The following is an 18,921-nucleotide window of genomic DNA, read 5'->3' as shown; positions in this document are numbered from 1 at the left end:
CGATCAAGCCGCGGTGAAGGTGATGATGATGACGTAGTCGTTCAGGTCATACCCGGCGCTGCCGTAGGGGTTGAAGTCGCCGAGGAAGATCACCTGGTCGGAGCCGATGTTCGCCTTGTTGCCGGCGTCCATGTAGTTCGCGATGTAGTCCAGCGCGTTCAGTTGCATGCCCGGGTACATCGATGCCTGGTGGCTCGGCAACGCTTCACCGTCGAACAGCGCCACGACGGATTTGTCAGTCCGGGTGGTGGTGCAGGAGTAGGTGGTGGTCGGGCGGGTCTGGTAGTCGTAGGCGAATCCGGTGACGCTGATGGTCGAGTTCCTCTCGACGATCTTGTCAAAGACCACCTTCGACGGATTCACGTCGGTCTGGTCACCGCTGAAGATGCGGGTGCTGCTGCCATTGACGATGATCCGGCCATCGACATCGAGGTAACGCACATTGTTGCCGAAGGCTGCGGCGAGGACGCGGACCTGCATGCGGACCCGGGTCTTGGGCACGCAGTTGCCGTCCTTGTCCTTGTTGACCAGGTCAGCGGCCTTGGTGGGATAGGTGATGTCCCAAGAAAGCTGGGACTTCAATCCGACGCGGATCAGGTCGCGATCCACGGTGAGGGTTCCGCGAGGAACATTGGTGTCTTCTGCGAGGGCGGAAGCCGCGAGGCACAGGCATGCAAAGATGCCTGCGGGCGCGACTCCACCGCGGGGGGATGCGGGGGAATACATAGGGGGGTGGGGGAACAGCGTCAGCGGGGGGCTGACGGGCCGGAAGAAGCACCCGACCCCGCGGAAAATCAAGTGAACTGAGAGGTTTTACGTGATTGCGTAGGTTTCAGGGATTCCGGTGGTGGCGTGATTTGTCCGATTTTGGGAACCTCGGGCTGAAAAAGTGCAGTAAAAGGCCCTTGGTGTGGTCTCCGGACGAGAAACACCAAGGGCTGAGGATAATTAACGGAACTTAAGTAAATAGCCGATTCCGTTGCCAGGATCAGCGATCGAGGATCGAATTCCAGTGCTCAACGTAGTCCTTTTGGCTCTCGAACAGCGCGGTCGGATCGTCATGGAGGGTGATCGACTTGATCTTGTCGCCTTTGGCGATCCGGTCGACGACGTCCTGGCCCTGGGTCACTTCGCCGAAAACCGCGTGCTTGCCGTCGAGGTGAGGTGTCGGCAGGTGGGTGATGAAGAACTGGCTGCCGTTGGTGTTGGGGCCCGCGTTGGCCATCGAAAAGATCCCGGCCTTGTTGTGCTTCAGCGACGGGTCGATCTCGTCGGCGAAGCGATAGCCCGGGCCGCCGGAACCCAGTCCGGTGGGGTCGCCGCCCTGGATCATGAAATTGGCGATGACCCGGTGGAAGGAGATCCCTTCGTAGTAACCGCGCTTCGCGAGATTGAGGAAGTTCGCCGAGGTCATGGGAACCTTCGAGGCGAAGATGGTGGCGTCGATGTCGCCCTTGTCGGTGTGGAGCGTGATGCGGATGTCAGACATGGGTGGGAACCATCGAAAAGCCGACCGCAAGATGCCAGAGCGAAATGCGGGCACAAGGTGGGCCGCGGCCGATGCCATCCCCCGGCGCTCACACATCGTGGTGGAACCACAACAGGACCAACAGGCCGATGCCGATGGTCCAGGTGAGCCAAGCCCACGGCGTCAGGTAGGGATAGATCATGAGGGCCAGACCGATGGCCACCGGTTTCCAGCGGTCGAGCGAGCGGCCGTAGCGCCAGGCCCCGAATCCGATCATCCCGAAAACGAAACCCGCGAGAATGTTGTATGGCTCTAAACTCAACCCGACCGGAATGTCTCAGGATGGGAGCCATTCACAAGACGGGAAAGCAGGGCGGTTTGTAAGGCTCAAGCTCGAGCTTCAAGCATGCCGAGAATCTGGTCCGGTGAACTCCCGCCTTCGCGCAGCTGCCGGACGGAAAGGGCGTCGTGGCGCTTTGCCAAACGGACGCCATTTTCATCGGTCACCAGCCGGTGGTGCAGGTAGGTCGGTTCCGGGAGTTCCAGGATTGCCTGCAACTGGCGGTGGATGTGGGTCGATGGCAGCAGGTCCTCGCCCCGGGTGACGTGGGTGATGTCTTGGAACGCATCGTCGACCACCACGGCGAGGTGGTAGGACGTGCCGATGTCCTTGCGGGCGAGGACGACGTCGCCGAGCAGGGCCGGATCGACCGCCTGCTTGCCATGGATCATGTCGGTGAAGGCGAGGGATCCGGTGATTTCCGCCGCCTTCGCGACATCGAGACGCCAGGCGGGCTGCCTGCCGGAACGAATCCTGCGCTCCTGCTCGTCGTCGGTGAGGTGTCGGCAGGTTCCGGGATAGAGGGCTCCTTCCGGGCCGTGGGGCGCCCGCGACATGCTCGACACCTCTTCTTCGATTTCCCGGCGCGTGCAGAAGCAGGGATAGACCACGCCTGCCTCCCGGAGGGACTCAAGTGCCCCGGCATAGGCTTGGGCGCGGTCGGACTGGCGGAGCGACGGGCCGGGCCATTCCAATCCCAGCCACGCCAGGTCCTCTTCAATCGCCGCATAGTATTCCTCCCGCACCCGGGTGTGATCGATGTCCTCGAAACGGAGCAGGAAGGTGCCCGAATGATCGCGGGCCAGATCCCGCGCGACCTTCGCCGCGAAGACATGGCCGAGGTGCAGGTAGCCGGTGGGGCTCGGGGCGAAGCGGGTCGCGATGGGAGGCACGGGCTGCGGGTGTTAGACGGGTTCTTCCACCGTGCCGGCGTCGATCCTCCGGCGGTAACTCTCCACTGCGCGGGTCCATACGGAGTGGATGCCGCCAGCCGGCCGCAACCACACCGCGCGGTGCAACATCAGCATGGCGGGGGCCACGTAGAGCAAGCCGGCCATTTCGGACTTCGACAGGGACTCCGGTCCATCGGTGAGACAGCGTTCAACCAAGGCCTCGTCGCCGGGCGTGATGTCGCCGGGCTCCAACAGCGCGACGTGGACCCCGTTCACATAGGGGTCGACCACCGCGGCGACGACTCCGTAGCGGCCCGCGGCCGTGGCATCGAGCGCCCGGTCCACCGAAGCGGTGGCGACGTCGGCGAGTCGCAGGATCGGCGGGGGATCGAGCTCTTCCGGAATGGCCAGAACCCGCTGCCGGGCCAGGGCCCTGCCGTAGCGAACGCGGCTGGTCCACACCGAGACCGGGATGCAAAGGATCAGTCCAAGCAGGATCGGCGACATCCAGCCGGCGAACACCGGGCTGATGTGCCAGGCGAGGGCGGCCCAGCCGATGCCGATCAGTGTCGGGGCGGCATGCACCCTGGCGGCTTCGCCCCAGCCGGTGCCGTCGGTCTCGCGGTTCTGGTTTCCCCAGCCGACGGCGTGGCCGAGCACGATGCCCAGGACCATGAAGGTGTGGGCGGCCATCACGCAGGGGGCCAGCAACACCGACAACAGGGTTTCCAGCAGGGTTCCGGTCACCAAGGCAATTCCGCCGCCAAACGAGCGACGGATCCTCGGCACGATCAGCGCGCCCGCGAGGGCGAGGATTTTCGGCAGGAACAGCAGGCCGAAGATCACTCCGGTCAGGATCAGGCTCTGGGTGGTGCCGTCGATGCCCAGCCAGCGATCGACCGGGGTGCCGCTGTAGGGCAAGTTGCTGAGCCCGCTGGCCTCGCGGTCCCAGGCGATCCAGGTGCCGAGCACGAGGAACAGGAACCAGAGCGGGCTGGCGAGATAGGCCATGATGCCCATGAAAAGGTGCATCCGCACGGTGAGCGGCAGCTTGCGGGCGAAGATCAGCCACAGGTGTTGGAGGTTTCCCTGGCACCAGCGGCGGTCCCGCTTGAGGTGGTCGATCAGGGTCGGGGGAGCCTCCTCGTAGGTGCCCTCGATGTCCCAGGCGAGCCAGACCTCCCAGCCCTCCGAAACCATCAGGGCGGCCTCGACGAAGTCATGGCTGAGGATCTTGCCTCCGAACGGTTCACGGCCGGGCAGCGCGGGGAGTTCGCAGAAGTCGGAGAACGGCTTCACCCGGATCAGCGCGTTGTGCCCCCAGTAGCTCCCGCCGCCAAGCTGCCACCAGTTCAAGCCACGGATGAAGAGCGGTCCGTAGAGCCGCATGGCGAACTGCTGGAGGCGGGTGAAGACCGACGAGCCGCGGATCAGCTTCGGAGGTGTCTGGAGGATCCCGAGGTTCGGGTAGGCCTCCATCACCCGCGCCATTTTGACGATGTCGCCGCCGTCCATCAGGCTGTCGGCATCCAGCACGACCATGCCCTCGTAGCCGCCACCCCAGGTGCGGACGAAGTCGCCGATGTTGCCGGCCTTGCGGTTCTCGTTTTTGATACGGCGGCGATAGTAGATCTTCCCGAAGCCGCCGAGCTTGCGGCAAAGGTTCGTCCATGCCGTCTCCTCCATGATCCAGAGGTCGAGGTCGCGGGTGTCGCTGAGGATGAAGAAATCGAAGGAGGCAAGGTGGCCGGTTTCCCCGATCGAGCGGTAGATCGCCTCGATGCGGGCGCAGAAGCGGGTGCTGTCCTCGTTGTAGACCGGCATCACCACGGCGAAGCGGCGGGCGAGGGGGGGGGCGCCGGCCTGGTCCGCCAGTTTGGAGATCCGCACCGCGAGCCGGCGGCCCCAGAGGATGTCCCAGGCCCCGAACAGCGCGTGGAACGATCCCAGCACCAGCAGGCCGTTGAGGATGAAGAACACGCCGAGCATCAGCACGTAGGCACGGTGCATGCCGAGCCGGGCGAACAGGTCGTAGAGCCAGTAGGTGGCAGCCACGTTGACGGCCAGGACGCTGCCGAAGAAGACCAGCCGCCGCAATGCCGCCCGGAAGGGGCTGAAGAACGGCCGGGTCTGTTTCGGGCTGGCTGGGCGGGTGTCGTCCATCATTCAAAAAAGACGAACCACAGGACGGCTCCGATGAGGGTCAGGAACAGGGCGGCGAACATCCGCCGCACGATCGGCCGGCGATCCATCGACTCCCACCACTGGGCGGCTCCGGTGCCGATGACATTCAACTCGAGGGGCTTGGGCACCATCGTCAGCTCGGCGAAACTCGGGCCGGCGGCGAGGTAGGACTTGCGCATCCCTTCGGTGAAGGCGTCCGGCCAAGGCGGCGGGGTCAGGAAGACGCCCTGCCACTTGCCCGGCATGTCGGCCAGCAACAGCGCGAGGCGTCCCCGTGCGGCGAGGCGGCGGTTTTCAAGCGGCACCTCCAGGATGTCCTGGGTCCACTCGGCGATCTCGCTGAGCGTCTCTTCCATCGCCAGCACCCGCGCCGGCACCCCGGGCTCCATGGCACCGCGGGCGGAGGCACGCCACAGGATGCCGCGGACCAGCTCCGCGACCAGCAAGCGGTTGCGCAAGCGCAGGGCCTGGAGATAGGCCTCGACCGCGGCGTAGGCTTCCTCCCATTCCGAGAGTTCCGTTTCGCTCAGCGGTCGCAGCGTCTCTAGGGGATGATGCGGTAGGCCCATGTTTCAGTCAGGAAATCCTCGCCCTTCTTCAGGCTGCATCGCAGCTCCAGCGGGCCGATGTCCGCCAGCTTGCCGTCCTGTTCCTGCGGTGCGATCTGGAAGCCGACGCGCCAGCGTCCGCCGGGCAGGGCTTGCACGGCCACGCCCTGGATCTTCGCCTTGGCATCGCCCGGTCTCATGATCCTGACCACGGCTTCAGGGGGATCGCCCTGCCATTTTTCGAGCGCACCGCCGGCGAACTCGACCGCGACCGTGCGCTGCTCCGGCTGCCAGTCGTGGAGTCCGGTGCGCGTCGCCACCACGTGGCCCCCGGCCTGCGAGGGATCCTCGGACATCGTCCAGTGCTGCTTGTAGGAGAACTCGATCCGCTCGCCGGCTTGCGGCGTGTGCGCGGGTTCCCACAGGGCCACCGTGTTGTCGGCGAGTTCGTTGGTGGTGGAGATTTCCATCAACATGACCTTGCCCGCGCCCCAGTCGCTGGTGGGCTCGATCCACAGCGAGGGCCGCAGGTCGTAGGCGGCTTCCCCGTCCTCGTAAGCGGCGAAGCGGCGGTCCCGCTGAAGCAGGCCGAAGCCCTCGCACTTCTGCATCGAGAAGAAACTGAATTCCAAGCGGCCCGTGTCGTTGCTGATCGGCCGCCAGATCCGCTCGCCGCTGCCCATGCGGATCGCGAGGCCGTCCGAGTCGTGGACCTCCGGACGGAAGTCATCGAATCGCCGGCGGGAGTTTTCCCCGAACCAGAACATGCTCGACATCGGTGCCAGACCGAGGCGCTTGACCTCTTTGCGGGCGTGGAGCACGGCCCGTACCGAGACGACGGTGTCGTCTCCCGGCTGGATGACGAAGCCGTAGGCACCGGTGTAGGAAGGGCCGTCGAGCAGCGCGAACATCATCGATGCCTTGTCCTCCGCCACCGGCTTGCGCAGCCAGAACTCACGGAACATCGGGAACTCCTCGGCGACGCCATCCGCCCCGGTGTCGATCGCCACGCCGCGGGATGAAATGCCGTAGCGCTGGTTTTTGCCGAGGGCCCGCCAGTAGCTCGCCCCTTGGAACACGATCAGCTCGTCGAAGATTCCCGGATTGTTCAACGGCGCGTGGAGGCGCACGCCGGCGAAGCCTGCTTCGGGCGGCAAGTCCCCGCGAGCGTCCACCAGCGGGCCATAACTGAAGAACTCGTCGGTCAGCCGGATCCGCTGTTGATGGGTCTCGGTGTATTCGTTCACCGTGACCGGTTCCCGGAAGATATATCCCGGGTGGAAGAGCATCGCCCGGAAGGGCAGCTTCTCCGCGGCCCACAGCGCCCGTTCCGGAATGAAGCGGATGTCGCGGTACTGGTCGTAGGTCAGGTCCTTCATCCAGGCCGGCAAGGATTCCTTGTCCGGCGCGACATAGTCGGAGTCCGCGAGATGCTTCGCGCGGGCTTCGATTTTTTCGAAGGTCACGTCCTCCCGTTCCCAGTCCTGACCCAGTGCGACGGAAGCCAGCGCGACGGCGGCCGGCAGTTGAAGAATACGATGGACCACAACAAAGCGCTTAACCGGAAGCGGCTGGCTGTCAATGCGAGGTTCGGAGACCCCAAGGGATTTGTTTGAATACGACCGCCCCGTCCGGTTCGGCCGCGCTGCGGGTGTCGTCCGGCGGTTCGCCCGGTGACGGCGGATTTACTCCCGGCCTACTTTCAACCTGACGAATCGCTTCCCTGCGCCACCTCCAGGCAATGTTGCCCGCACCCGCTCGGTGTCGCCGAAGTCCGTGACCTGCTCTGAAATCCCGGTCGTCGACCATGCTGAACCGGAGGGGTCGTCCGCCCACTCCACTTCGAAGCCGACTCCATCGAGCAATGCGGACTTGCTCCGGAAATAAGTGAAAGTCAGCCAGCTGCCCGACGGGTCGAGGGTCGGAGCATGCCGCCTCCCCGAGCGGGGGTCGCTTCCGGTGGCGAACTCCAGCAGGTTGTTCCAGCCGTCGGCATCAGGATCGTCGAAGTCACCGGCTTCGGTCGGAATGTCTGCAAAGTGCAAGGACCGCCATTGCTCGACGGTGGGGACGACACGCAAGGTTGTGACCACAATGGTCGTCTTCCCCGAAGAATCGGTGATGATGCCTTTCACCCCGTGGATCCCGCTCTCCAGCGGGGCGGTGAAAGGCAGCGAGGCGCCGTTCGACCCGGCGGCAACCGGGAGGTCATCGAGAAGAATCCGGTAGGTGAGCGCATCGCCACTCCAGCCGTCGAAGATTCCGCTCATCATCTCGCCCGCCAGCACCGCGGCAGCCGGTGAAATCCCGAACGATCCTCCGGCTGGAAGTCCGGAACCAAGTCGCAGAAGGCCCATTCCTCCGGTATAGGCGACCACAATCGCGTCGCCATCCGGATGCACGCCAATTCCAAGTCCTTCGCCGGGACCCGCGAGGACCAAGCCGTTCGTCCCAAATTCAGGATCGACCGAGCCATCCGGGTGCAGTCTGACGACCGCGATCTGACCGTTGGTGCCCGCCAGCAGGATCTTGCCATCCTCCTGGACGGCCAGGTCGTGGCAGCTGCCGTAGGGGAAACCCGATCCGTAGATCACCACGCCGGCCTCACCGAAGATCGGGTCACGGGTTCCGTCTTGCAACAACCGGAGCGCCAGGAAATTGCCTTTGCCGTCCGAGAACCCGTAGCCTCCCAGGAGGATCTTGCCATCGTCCTGAATCTCCAACGAACTTGCCGCCGACCATTCAAAGTCAGGAACGATCCGCCGTCCGGAGCCATTGAAGTCCGGGTCGAAGGAACCGTCCTCAAGGAGGCGGGCGACGAAGAGATGCGCTTGGCTTTGACCCGCGATCAGGATCTTCCCGTCCTGCTGGATTGCCACGGCCCGCGCGTCCTCGAAGTCATCACCCGTCTGGAGGCGGAAGGAGATCGAGCCATCGGTCCCGAAACTCTCGTCGGGATTTCCATCGGCCAGGTGTCGAAACACCGTGATGGCGGGGCCCATCTCGGTGTACGAGTAGCCGCTGAGGATGATCTTTCCGTCTTCCTGAACCGCCATGGCTCGCGGGGTGATCGTCCAATCCCCGATGATCACTCCTCCGCTGCCGAAGGCCGGATCGAGGGTTCCATCCGGGAGCACGGAGGCCAGCAAGTTTCCACTGTCGGTGAATCCCGCCAGCAAGATCCGGCCATCGCTGGTGAGTGCGGCACAGCGGCAATCGTCATACACCCCACGGTCGAGGACAACCCGGCCGGTGCCGTTGAATGCGGGGTCCGGGCTGCCGTCCGCCAGGAACCTTGCGATCAGGAAATCACGATTCGTCGGGTCGACGAGCGTCCCGGTGACCACGATGCGCCCGTCCGGGAGGATCATCAGGTCATAGTCGGGCTCCATGCCCTCGACGAGGGCTCCACCATTCCGTCCCGTGCCGAATTCGGCATCGATGCGTCCGTCGCCCCGGACCTCGGCAGCCACGGAGGTTGCCTCGAGGTTGACGATGAACGGATTCGCGAGCGGATCGTTGCTCGTGATCTTCAGTTGAGCCGAGCTCAATCCCGGGGCCGGTGGATGGAACCGGATGGAGAAGGTTGCTGTCTGATAGACCCCGAGGATCCCCGAAGGAGGATCGACGAGCGTGAAGTTGGTGGCATCCGGTCCGGTGAGATCGATGGCCCCGATCGCCAGATCCGCCTTCCCGTAATTGGAAAGGCTCAATTCGAGCTCGATTGAGCCACCCGGGAGCACCTGCCCGAACGTGTCGACCGTCGAGCCGTTCGTGGTGGGCACTCCGTTACCGTCGAAAAGCATGAGGTCCGGGGCCAAGGCGGTGCCGGTCAGCTGGAACGAAAAGGGACTCCGCGCCGGATCATTGGAATCAATCACCAAGGTTGCCTCGGGCGATCCGGGCAAAGAGGGCTGGAAACTCACGGTAAAGGGCGTCGATGCACCGGGAGCTAGTTTCGGCAGAGAAGGAATCGAGATCCCGAAGGCTCCGGCATCGCTGCCCTCGAGGCGAAGGGATCCGATCGACAGTTCCTGCGATCCCGTGTTGCGGATCGTGAACGAACGGCTGGCCATCGATCCTGTTGGATGCTGACCGAAGTTCACGGTGGAGGTTTCGTTTTCAATTTTCCCGATCAGGGATTCCTCGACGCTCAGCTCGGGTGCGACGCCTGTGCCGATCATCCGGATGTAGAACTGGGAGTCGGCATTGCTGGGGATTCTCAGGGGAGCGGTTATTTCGCCGAAGGATGTCGGGTTGAACCGCACCGTCAGCGTGGTGCTGCCGCCAGGTGCCAACGGAGCCTCCGGCTGGCTAACGATCGGAAACTGGTCCGATTTCGATCCCGGGACCGAACACTCGAGGCCGGTCATGTCGGCAGAGCCGATGTTCCGGATCACCAAGGTCACATCGACCGGAACTCCGGCAGGCGTCGCTCCGAAGTCGATCAGCCCACCGAGGTCATCGTTGGATCTCTCGACGGGAGTGCCGTCCGTTCGCTCCACGCGGATCCGCGGACGGGTGTAACCCGTGCCATTCAATTCGAGCAGGGAAGGACTGCGGGTCGGGTCATTCGAGGACAGCGACAGTGCGGCGGAGAGCGCTCCTTGGGCTTGGGGGAGGAATTGCAGTTCGATCGGCACGCTGGATCCCGGCGGGATCACTTCCGGCAGAGGGGTTGAAATCCGGAAACTCGATGCGTCAGGGCCGGTGAACCCGGCTTCGAGACCGGTGAGATCCTCCGTGCCATGGTTCTTCAGGACCACGGTCCGGATGGCAGGACTTTCACCGACCCAAGCACCGCCAAAATTAACAGTGGAGAGCCAGCCCTCGCCCGCCGCGTTGCTGAAACGCGCTCCCGGTCCCTCGGCGAGGAGACGGGCGACGGCAAAGTTGGAGGGGGACGGAGGCCAGGATTGTGGTGCAGCTCCGCCAGCCACCAGCATCTTGCCGTTCGCGTCGAGGGCTACCGCATAGGCGGATGATCCTCCATCCGCCAGTCGGATCACGGAGTAGCCGTAGCCATTGAAGGCGGGATCGGCAGAACCGTCGGGAAGGAACCGGGCGACCGCGAAGCGTCTCGGAGGGCCGTTGTCGTCGGTGGTCCCTGCCATGACGATCCCACCGTCCGGCCCAATCGCGAGGCCGATGGCTTCTCCAGGTGAATTGTCCCCGATCTCAAGGAAAGTCGAGACCGTCCCCGCGTTGCCGAATGCCGGATCGGGAGTCCCGTCCGCGAGCAAGCGGACCAAGGCCGCGTAGGGCCCATTTACGGCACCGGCAAGGATCTGGTCGCCGGGCAAGATCACCACCGCTCCGGCGAGCTGGTGGAGGGGGAGGGTCATCCAACCGTCCCCGTCGAAGGTGGTGTCCGGTGCTCCATTGGCAAGGAGGCGGGCGATCGCCATGTAGTGATGGTCGCGGGATCCTGCCAGGACGATCCTGCCCTGGCTGTCGATGGCGAGAGCACGGACCCGGGCATCGTCGCCCAAGTCGATGCTCGCATGCCCGTTCGTCCCGAAGCCCGGGTCCGGCGTGCCATCCGGGAGATAACAAGCGACCGCGAAACCGTCGTGCAGGTAGAGTTTCGTGCCGAATGCCCCGTATTGATAGATGGAACGGTAGCCGGCGACGAGAATCCGCCCGTCCGGCCGGATCGCCACCGCCTCACCAAGAGTATACTCGGGGTCCGTCTCCTGCACGATGCCAGCCGTGCCGAAATCAGGATCCAGTGTTCCGCCGGGCAGCAAGCGGGCAAGGTAGCGTTCCCCGGAAACGATGATTCCGCCGTTGCTTTGCAGGGCAACCGATTTTGCCCACCCGATGCCCGGAAACCTCGCCTTGCCGGTTCCGTTGAATGCGAGGTCCGGCGAGCCGCCTTCGTCGTATCGCGCCAGGGCGAGGACCCCGTCGGACGAACCCGCGACCAGGATTTTTCCATCCGCTTGCACGACGATATCCCGGGCGCCATCGTAGGTCGGATCTTCGGGAGTTGAGAAATCGGTAATTGCGCTTCCTCCGTTGCCGAAGGTGGGATCGAGGTCACCCGGAGCTGAGTGCAGACCGCAAGGGATGCCCGTCGCAAAGAGCAGGATGGTCCTGAGAAGGGGGGATTTCAGATAAAGCATGGCCTTGCCGGTGACGGGGGTCGGGCGAAGCTTTTAGGGGAAAATCCAAGAGACAAGATATATCTCTTCCATCTGGCAGCGGCGGCACGGGTTTCTCCGAGTTCCCGTCGGGGCCGAAGCGCTGCGGCCGAAAGTGGTAGTCCCGTCAGGAATCGAACCTGAATCTACGGCTTCGGAGGCCATCGTCCTATCCGTTGGACTACGGGACCATGAGACGGCACCGGGGTGCCTGTCGCGGCGGGCGGGAAAGTAGCGGCGCTCGACCGGATTTGGCAAGGAGAACTCTCGGGCGGCCGTGATCCCTTGCCGGTCAGTGCTTTTCGCGGGCCTGCATCTCCGCCTCCTCCTCGTGGGAATGGATCTGCAGGCTGACGTTGACGTCCTCGCGCTCGGTCAGCGATTTCATCACGCCGCGGATGGCGGAAGCGCTGAAGCCGTTGCGGCCGATCAGCAGGGCGACGTCCGACTGCCGCAGCACCAGCTTGAAGCGCAGCCGCTTGGGGCCGAGTTCGGTGACCTTGAGCTGGGCTTCGGCCGGGAACTCGATGAACTGGACGGCGATGTATTGGAGGAAATTCCGGATCTGATCGGTCACCAGTTGCATGGGTCAAGGATGCCCCGATCGCCTCGCAAGGCAAGGAAGGATCAAGGATAGCGGCCAATCGGGGGGCGGCGGAAGATCGCGCTTCCAAGCGCGGGGACGGGGATCCACGTTCGGCTTCGTGAGCGGTGGCGACGACCGATGGACCAAGGTGCTGCCGCCGGTGCTGGTGTGCGCGCTGCTATGGGGAAGTGCTTTCCCCGGCATCAAGTCGGTGTATGCGATTTGGAAGGAGCAGGGAATCGTGGCCGGGGCGGCCGACTGCTGGTGGTTCGCCGGGGTGCGCTTCACGCTTGCCGGGGTCATGCTGCTGCTGGTCGCCAAGCAGCCGCGGAAGGAGTTCCGGGCGACGCCGAAGAAGCTGCTGTTAGGCTTCGCGCTGACCCAGACCTTCGGCCAGTACCTCCTGTTCTACCTGGCGATTGCCGCGGCGAGCGGGAGCCTGGCCGGCCTGCTGTCCTCGCTGGGCAGCTTCTGGTGGATGGTCCTGGCGCCGCTGCTGGCCGGGGTCGCGTGGCCGACCCGCGGGCAGTGGCTGGCGATCCTGGTCGGGGGCGCGGGCGTGGCCCTGGCCGCGGCGTCACCGGGTGCCGGGGCGGGCAATCCCTGGCTCGGGACCCTGCTGCTGGTGGGATCGACGGGGCTGGGAACGCTCGGGTTGGTGCAATTCGGGAAGCTGCGGAAAACGATCGGCGCCCGGGCGGCGACCGGCTTTTCGCTGCTGGGGGGAGGGCTGGGCCTGCTGGTGGCCGGTGCGGGTGCATTTCCGCGGGCGGCGCAGCTGATGCCGCCTGCAGCGATGGGCTTCACCCTGTGGCTGGCCTTCGTGTCGGCGGCGGCGTTCAGCCTGTGGAATCACCTGTCGACCCTGCACCCGATGCCGTTGCTGGCGGGTTATCGATTCCTCATCCCCATTGCGGCGACGCTCGAGTCGATGCTGTTCCTCGGCGAGCGTCCGGGCTGGGGCTTCGCCGCGGGAGGTGTGCTCATCCTCGGTTCGCTGGTGGCGTCGCAGCGGATGACGGCTCCGGTCACTCCAAAGCCTTGAGGTGGCGGAGGGCGTCTTCGGCCAACCAGCGGGCGTACTCCCGTTCCTTCCGGTGCACGAAGACCGTGTCGTCTCCTTCCAGGGACTCGTAGCGGATCTCCGCGACGTGCCGCAGTTCCTCCCGCTTCACGAACGGAATGGCGAGCGTTGTGACGACGAGGGCCATGATCACGAAGGGCCGCAATGCCGTTAGAATCATTCTCCGATGGAGGGCCCGTGCCTCCGGTCCTTTGAAAAACCCGACGGCCAGGACAAGGAGCCAGATCAGCGCGAGGCAGGGAAAGGAGAGGATGACGAACAATTCCGCCTCAAGATCGAGATGAAGCGAAGCCAGCAAGCGTTGAAGGCCCGCCGCGGATAGGATGGCAGCCAGCCCGATGAAGAGGAAGAACCATCCGGGGTCAAAGCCGGACCAGCCGAAACCCAGGAACACGTCCTTTTTCCGGAAGCGCCAACGGAGGGTTTGAAGCGCGGCCAGCACCATTGAGACGACCAGAGACAGGGCCTGCGCCACCCAAGCGATGGAACGGACGGGGGACATGCCGAACTCGCGGGAGGCGAGCCATACGCACCGGGTGGAGACGGCGTAAAGGGCCATCGGGGCCGCCACCCCCAGCAGGGCGATCCAGGCAAAGTCCCGGGCATCCAGAATGCGGCCCAGCCGGGCGGGAAGCTTCCCGAAATTTGCGCGTCCGGGGTGGGGAGCGACGATCAGGAAAAGCAGCACCAGGGCGAAGGCGATCGCGATGCCGTGAAGCAAGAAGCGCTCATACATCGAATACTCCGCGAGGCGGCCACCACGCAGATCTTGCTCGGTGACCAGCGTCGCGCCGGGACTTTGATGCGGGAGTTGAAGCGACGCGGAGGCGATGGAGCTGCCACGGTTCTCGTCCAGGGCGTCGGGGACCGCGCTTGGGGCGGGATGCTTCTTCCGGTCGAGCAGGGTCGCGAGGTTTTCAAGGGGCAATGCCCGGGATGGTTCGCCCAGCGCCTTCCATGCCTTGGCTGTCCCCTCCGCGCCCTGCATCGTGACCTTCCTCGCAATAAGCGACGGAATAAGTCCGGAAGAGCTCTCCAAGAGGTGCCGGGAAGTCCGGACGAGGAGGTGTTCGATCTTCGCCAGCTGCTCTTTGTCGCCCGAATTCGCCGCGTCTTCGGCGGCGAGGGAGAATGCCTCGCCGAGCGATCGGCACAAGACCCACCCCGATGAATAGTCCTCGGGCTGCGAGTACGTGAGCAATTGTCCCACGTAGACTTCGGCAAACTCACGGGGCGGTGTTGAGGCTGCCCGGCGGATCCGGTTCAGTCGCTCCAGATAGTCATCGAAGCGGGGTTTCGCGAGAGCGTGCTCCAGATCCACGAGGGCGGCGTCGAAGGCCTTCCGGTTGGTTATCACCTTCGCCGAACGGGCGGAGCCCGGAAGTGGTTTGCCGCTTGCCCGGAGGGCGCGCCGTTGCTCCCGGCTCAGGAGCGGAACCGGTGGTTTCCCGATCGAGGCGTCCAATCTTGCTGCGGCGTTGAACAGGTGGAACATCCCGTTGTCCGGGTCGAGATCCTCAACGCGCTGGACGAATTCCTCCGGCCAGCGGCCCAGCTCCGACCGGAAGGCCAGGGCCCAAGCATAGAAGTGCGCGGGATCACCGGGATGGGCGTCCCGCACGGCAGCCCAGCGGCCGGCTTGGTCCTGGTGCTCCAGATCCCCAAGCCAGAGCCGTTTCTTGTCCTCCGGCAGCCTTCGGAGCAGCCGCTTGCAGAAGGGGTCATCCTCGAAGCGATCCGATTGAACGTGCGGCCGGGGAAGCGGAGGAACCCGTGGCGAAGTCCAGGTGGTCATTGAAATCATCCGGCCCGCCGAGTTGGCCGCCCAGATGGCATCGATGGAGCGAAGCGCCGCGGGACTGGCCGTGCTCCACCCGATGGCGGCGAGTGCGAGAACCATCAGGCATCCCCAGGCAAGCCGGTGTAGAGACAGGAAGCGCGGTGCCGTCTCGCGCATTCTTGCAATCGCGCTTTCCTCGCGACCCGCATCGGGCCGGCGATAAACCCCGGCGGTCGCGACCACCGTCTCGAGCAGTTCGCGTCGTGGCGGATCGTCACCGAGCGGCTCCATGACGGCGTCGACGAAAGCCTTTTCACTGGGAACGAGGTCCATTGAAGCGACAGGCTTCCAATTTCGTCCTGCCATGCCAAGACCGGCCTCGGCGGCGTTCCGGGCTTGGCGGCGCCGGGTGGGATTGCTTGGCTCCGGTCATGTCAGCCGACGTCCTCCAGGCCATCCGCTCCGTTCCCGCGGGCGGTCGTTTCATCCGGCAGGTGCCGCCGACCCCCTTGGTGCCGGTGACGCTGGATCCGGCCCTCGGGGCGGTCTGGTGCAAGCTCGAGTTCATGAACCCGAGCGGCTCGACCAAGGACCGGATCGCCCGCCACATCCTCGAAAAGGCGTGGCGCCGTGGCGAGCTGCGGGCCGGTGACACGGTGGTCGAGGCGTCGAGCGGTTCGACCAGCATTGCGCTGGCGTTGGCCTGCGCGCAGATGGGCTTGAAATTCGTGGCCTTCATCCCGGCCTCCGCGACCAACGAGCGGGGGATGATGATCCGCGCCTACGGCGGCGAAGTCCGGCGGATCGACGGCGGAATGGCCCAGGTCTTGGAAGAAGCCGCGGCGGCCGCCGCGGCGAACGGCTGGTTCGCGGCCCGGCAATTCGAAAACCCTGACAACTCGGAAGCCCACCGCCTGTTCACCGGGCCCGAGATCCTCGCCCAGATGGAATGTGGCTGCGTCGATGCGGTGGTCAGCGGCGTTGGCACCGGCGGGACCTTGCGCGGCCTGTGGGAGGCCTTCGATGCGGCGGGCTGTGAGGCGCGCGCGTTTGCCGCCATCCCCTGCGGCGGGAAGGTGTTCGGCGGAAACGCGGAGTGCTGTAGCCTCGCCTTCAGCAAGGAGGTGCCGGGCGTGGCGGAGTGCCTGTCGGCGCTCTACCGGGAATGGCAGCAAGGGCCGCGCGGAGGGGCCATCGAGGAGCTGAACATCGGCGAGGATCTGTGCCTCGACCTGACCCGCCAGCTGTGGGCCCAGGGGTTTCCCGTCGGGCCGAGTTCCGGGCTCAACTACGCGGCGGCGCTCGAGGCAAAGCGCCGGCTCGGCGGCGACGCCCGGGTGATCACCGTGTTCCCCGACCGGATGGAGCGATACTTCTCGCACCGGGTCTTCGCCGGCCTGCGGGACGAAGCCTGAGTTGCCTCTCGACCGCCCGCGGAGGCTCTGCTAGTTCGGTGGCAAATGATGGAAAACGAGCCAGAGCCGCCAAAGTCGTCCGTTCCGCCACCGCCCGATCTTCCGCCACCACCGCCTCCTTCGGCCGGTCCGCCGCCGCCGGACATGCCCCCACCGCCACCCCCGATCTCGCCGCCGCCACCGCGTCCGACCGAGGCCAAGGAGGAGCAGGCCAAGATGGTCATCGACGACGAGGATGAAGCGCCCGCCCCCGGTTCGGAGGGAGCCTTCGACGCGAGGGTGGTTGCCGCGATCATCGATGCCTTCGTCGCGGCGGGTCTCTACGCGATCGTCGGCAAGGTCTCGGGCACCCTCGCCTGGATGGTCTGGGTCGCCTATTTCCTGACCCGCGACGCATTGCCGTTCCTCGACGGCCAGAGCATCGGCAAGAAGGTGATGAAGCTCAAGGCGGTGACCCTCGAAGGCAAGAGCCTGTCGGGCGACTGGCAAGCGAGCGTGGTGCGGAACATCTCGATGGCAATCCCGTTCTTCGGCTTGGTCGAGGCTTTCGTGCTCTACACCAAGAAGGACAAGGACGTGCCGCTGCGCCGTCTGGGCGACGAGTGGGGCAAGACCAAGGTGGTCGTCGTCGCCGACACCCCGGCGGCCTGAGGTTTCACGGGTCGAGCCGCGCGAACACCCCCTTCGCCGCGGCCGCCTTGATCTTCTGGTTCTTCGCGTAGGCAAGACCGGCGGCGTCCCTGAGGGCGTCGCGGTCTTTTCCCGCCAGCCACGGCTCGAGGGCGTCGTGGAGGATGAAGGAACCGGGATACATCAGCTGGGTGGTCAGCAGCACCGGCCTCGCCCCGGCGTCGGTGAGCCGCTCGCGGAAATAGCGGTCGCTGAGACAGCAGAGCACGATCGCTTCCGGCCGGGACTTCGCCTTGGCGGCGACGGGTTTGATGGGTGTGTCCATCAGCACATTGTGGCCGATGAAGGCGACCAGGTCCTGTTCTCCCGAGACCAGGGATGCCTCGAAGGCGATGTAGCACTCCTTTAATGCCGAGCCGCGCCAGGCTTCGGCAACCAGCACGGCGTCGCCGGATGCGTGGCGGAAGGTCAGACGCTCGAGGATCCGCGGGTCGCCGGTGGCGGCTTCGGTTTTCTCGAGCTTCCAGCGGCGGCTTGCCTTGAAGTGGGATTTTAAACCGTCGCTGCATCCCCAGTAGAGGTTGTCCGCGGGCTTGTCGCCGTCGCCGATCTTCGCCCCGACCTTGACGATGCCCTGGGTGGCGTTGTCGCAGAGCCCGACGAACACCTTGATGCGCTTCTCCGCTGCAGCGAGGGGCGTCGCGAGGACCAGGAAGAAAAGAAGCCGGATCACCATCCATGTAGAACGGGCGGCGGGCGCGGGATCTGTCCGGTCAATGGAAAGAATGCCCTGTCATTCCCATCGCAACTCCGCCAGCGTCACCCATAGTTCATCCCGGCTTCATCATGTCTTCATGATGCCGTCGCCACGTCTGCCACGCCAACTTGAACCCATGTCGATCGCCTCGTCGCTGAAGTCCTTCATCCCCCTCGTCATCGGCGTCTCGATCGGCGCGGTGGGAGCCAGCCTTTTCAAGCAGAGCATGCCCGGGGCCGAAGGTTCGCCGGAGGAGCAGGTCGCGCGCTTGGAAGTCGAACTGAAGCGGGCGAACAACCGCGTGGCCGCGCTGCAGGAAGCGCACCCGGAGCGGCGCGGGTCGGGCCGGGAATTCCGCGACGGGGTGCGGGACGTTTTCGACGACCTCCGCGCGGGTCGGCCGGTCACGCCGGACGACCTGCTTCGCGTCAGCAAGCCGTTGATCCGCGATTTCTCGCCGCTCTTCGACCGCATCCGCGTGCGCCAGCAGAAGCAGATGATCGACAGCATGAGCGGCGAGATCGCGCGCAAGTATGACCTGACCGAGGACCAGCAAGGGTCGTTGAAGGCGTGGTTCGAGCGGAAGATCGAGGCGGACGCGAAGGCGTGGAGCGACCTCGTGACCGCCGAGAGCACGACGGTCGAGGACATGGCGGAGGCCTCGCGGAACGTGCGGCCCGACGAGGGCCTCGACGAGTTCATGGCCGGGGTGCTGAGCGGCGACAAGCTCACCGACTTCCAGGATTCGCGGATGGCGGAGCGGGCCGAGAGGGTCCAGCGCGAGGCCGACGCGAGGGTGCAGCGGCTCGATAATATCGTCGGTCTCGACGACGCCCAGCGCGACCAGGTTTTCGGAATCATGGCCCGCGGGTCGCGGGACTACGACCCGGGGATGCGGCTGGAAGGCATCGGCGGCGACATCGGCACGACCCCGGGTGGCGATACCAACGCCGCGATGCTTTCGGTGCTGAGGCCCGACCAGCGCGAAAGCTACGAGACGGAGCGCCAGCGCCGGCGCGACGAGGCGGTGAAGGAGATGGAAGAGATCGGCCTGACCATGCCCGTCGACTGGGACCCCCTTGATTTCTGA

15 protein-coding genes and 1 tRNA gene are annotated in these 18,921 nt (G+C 65.1%); 4 read left to right on the top strand and 12 right to left on the bottom strand.

The genetic code is table 11. The features are described 5' to 3' along the window. Positions 1-3 precede the first annotated feature (3 nt). From IG178_RS18800 to IG178_RS18755, 10 genes are all read right to left on the bottom strand, one after another. On the bottom strand, positions 4-726 hold the full coding sequence (locus IG178_RS18800; protein WP_193214123.1) for a hypothetical protein: 723 nt from the start codon (positions 724-726) through the stop codon (positions 4-6). A 262-nt stretch (positions 727-988) separates the two neighbouring features. Continuing rightward, complete coding sequence (locus IG178_RS18795) at positions 989-1,489, bottom strand: peptidylprolyl isomerase (protein WP_193214122.1); 501 nt, start codon at positions 1,487-1,489, stop codon at positions 989-991. An 88-nt stretch (positions 1,490-1,577) separates the two neighbouring features. Further along, complete coding sequence (locus IG178_RS18790) at positions 1,578-1,790, bottom strand: hypothetical protein (protein ID WP_193214121.1); 213 nt, start codon at positions 1,788-1,790, stop codon at positions 1,578-1,580. Positions 1,791-1,855: 65 nt separating this feature from the next. Beyond that, positions 1,856-2,701, bottom strand: a complete 846-nt coding sequence (gene gluQRS / locus IG178_RS18785) for a tRNA glutamyl-Q(34) synthetase GluQRS (protein WP_193214120.1) — start codon at positions 2,699-2,701, stop codon at positions 1,856-1,858. Positions 2,702-2,713: 12 nt separating this feature from the next. Beyond that, complete coding sequence (gene mdoH, locus IG178_RS18780; RefSeq protein ID WP_193214119.1) at positions 2,714-4,864, bottom strand: glucans biosynthesis glucosyltransferase MdoH; 2,151 nt, start codon at positions 4,862-4,864, stop codon at positions 2,714-2,716. Continuing rightward, positions 4,864-5,454 carry a hypothetical protein gene (locus IG178_RS18775; RefSeq protein WP_193214118.1) on the bottom strand — a complete coding sequence of 197 codons (591 nt, stop codon included), beginning with the start codon at positions 5,452-5,454 and terminating at the stop codon, positions 4,864-4,866. The genes mdoH and IG178_RS18775 overlap by 1 nt, the downstream gene beginning before the upstream one ends. Further along, positions 5,430-6,980, bottom strand: coding sequence for a glucan biosynthesis protein (locus tag IG178_RS18770; protein WP_193214117.1), 1,551 nt, complete (start codon positions 6,978-6,980; stop codon positions 5,430-5,432). Before IG178_RS18770 ends, IG178_RS18775 begins: the two co-directional genes overlap by 25 nt. 138 nt (positions 6,981-7,118) lie before the next feature. Next, entirely contained in the window at positions 7,119-11,561 is a 4,443-nt protein-coding gene (locus tag IG178_RS18765; protein WP_193214116.1) for a choice-of-anchor D domain-containing protein, read from the bottom strand. A gap of 134 nt (positions 11,562-11,695) precedes the next feature. Continuing rightward, positions 11,696-11,770 (bottom strand) — tRNA-Arg (locus IG178_RS18760). A gap of 101 nt (positions 11,771-11,871) precedes the next feature. Further along, the gene (locus IG178_RS18755; protein ID WP_193214115.1) at positions 11,872-12,165 is read right to left on the bottom strand and encodes a KH domain-containing protein; all 294 of its coding nucleotides are present in this window, start codon (positions 12,163-12,165) and stop codon (positions 11,872-11,874) included. Positions 12,166-12,283: 118 nt separating this feature from the next. Here IG178_RS18755 and IG178_RS18750 point away from each other — a divergent pair, with 118 nt between their 5' ends. Next, complete coding sequence (locus IG178_RS18750; RefSeq protein WP_193214114.1) at positions 12,284-13,210, top strand: EamA family transporter; 927 nt, start codon at positions 12,284-12,286, stop codon at positions 13,208-13,210. On the opposite strand, the gene IG178_RS18745 is transcribed toward IG178_RS18750, so the two are convergent. Then, on the bottom strand, positions 13,194-15,362 hold the full coding sequence (locus tag IG178_RS18745) for a hypothetical protein (RefSeq protein WP_193214113.1): 2,169 nt from the start codon (positions 15,360-15,362) through the stop codon (positions 13,194-13,196). The two genes, IG178_RS18750 and IG178_RS18745, sit on opposite strands and share 17 nt — an antisense overlap. Before the next feature lie 98 nt (positions 15,363-15,460). Here IG178_RS18745 and IG178_RS18740 point away from each other — a divergent pair, with 98 nt between their 5' ends. Continuing rightward, the gene (locus tag IG178_RS18740; protein WP_193214112.1) at positions 15,461-16,444 is read left to right on the top strand and encodes a PLP-dependent cysteine synthase family protein; all 984 of its coding nucleotides are present in this window, start codon (positions 15,461-15,463) and stop codon (positions 16,442-16,444) included. A 144-nt stretch (positions 16,445-16,588) separates the two neighbouring features. After that, positions 16,589-17,095: an RDD family protein gene (locus tag IG178_RS18735; RefSeq protein ID WP_193214111.1), complete on the top strand. Its 507-nt coding sequence runs from the start codon at positions 16,589-16,591 to the stop codon at positions 17,093-17,095. 4 nt (positions 17,096-17,099) lie between these two features. On the opposite strand, the gene IG178_RS18730 is transcribed toward IG178_RS18735, so the two are convergent. After that, complete coding sequence (locus IG178_RS18730) at positions 17,100-17,807, bottom strand: hypothetical protein (protein ID WP_193214110.1); 708 nt, start codon at positions 17,805-17,807, stop codon at positions 17,100-17,102. 160 nt (positions 17,808-17,967) lie between these two features. Between IG178_RS18730 and IG178_RS18725 the strand changes: the two genes are divergently transcribed. Beyond that, the gene (locus IG178_RS18725) at positions 17,968-18,921 is read left to right on the top strand and encodes a hypothetical protein (RefSeq protein WP_193214109.1); all 954 of its coding nucleotides are present in this window, start codon (positions 17,968-17,970) and stop codon (positions 18,919-18,921) included.

Source organism: Neoluteolibacter marinus, from assembly GCF_014904755.1.
GTDB classification, from domain to species: domain Bacteria; phylum Verrucomicrobiota; class Verrucomicrobiia; order Verrucomicrobiales; family Akkermansiaceae; genus Haloferula; species Haloferula marina.
The sequence above is the reverse complement of the archived record's forward strand: the minus strand, read 5'-3'. Positions and strand labels throughout refer to the sequence as shown.

What these genes read in the sequence shown, in the direction of transcription:
- IG178_RS18740 (WP_193214112.1), top strand. Translation starts at nt 15,461, where the DNA reads ATGTCAGCCGACGTCCTCCAGGCCATCCGCTCCGTTCCCGCGGGCGGT.
- IG178_RS18800 (WP_193214123.1), bottom strand. Translation starts at nt 726, where the DNA reads ATGTATTCCCCCGCATCCCCCCGCGGTGGAGTCGCGCCCGCAGGCATC.
- IG178_RS18775 (WP_193214118.1), bottom strand. Translation starts at nt 5,454, where the DNA reads ATGGGCCTACCGCATCATCCCCTAGAGACGCTGCGACCGCTGAGCGAA.
- IG178_RS18735 (WP_193214111.1), top strand. Translation starts at nt 16,589, where the DNA reads ATGCCCCCACCGCCACCCCCGATCTCGCCGCCGCCACCGCGTCCGACC.
- IG178_RS18795 (WP_193214122.1), bottom strand. Translation starts at nt 1,489, where the DNA reads ATGTCTGACATCCGCATCACGCTCCACACCGACAAGGGCGACATCGAC.
- IG178_RS18745 (WP_193214113.1), bottom strand. Translation starts at nt 15,362, where the DNA reads ATGGACCTCGTTCCCAGTGAAAAGGCTTTCGTCGACGCCGTCATGGAG.
- IG178_RS18755 (WP_193214115.1), bottom strand. Translation starts at nt 12,165, where the DNA reads ATGCAACTGGTGACCGATCAGATCCGGAATTTCCTCCAATACATCGCC.
- IG178_RS18765 (WP_193214116.1), bottom strand. Translation starts at nt 11,561, where the DNA reads ATGCTTTATCTGAAATCCCCCCTTCTCAGGACCATCCTGCTCTTTGCG.
- mdoH (WP_193214119.1), bottom strand. Translation starts at nt 4,864, where the DNA reads ATGGACGACACCCGCCCAGCCAGCCCGAAACAGACCCGGCCGTTCTTC.
- IG178_RS18725 (WP_193214109.1), top strand. Translation starts at nt 17,968, where the DNA reads ATGTCGATCGCCTCGTCGCTGAAGTCCTTCATCCCCCTCGTCATCGGC.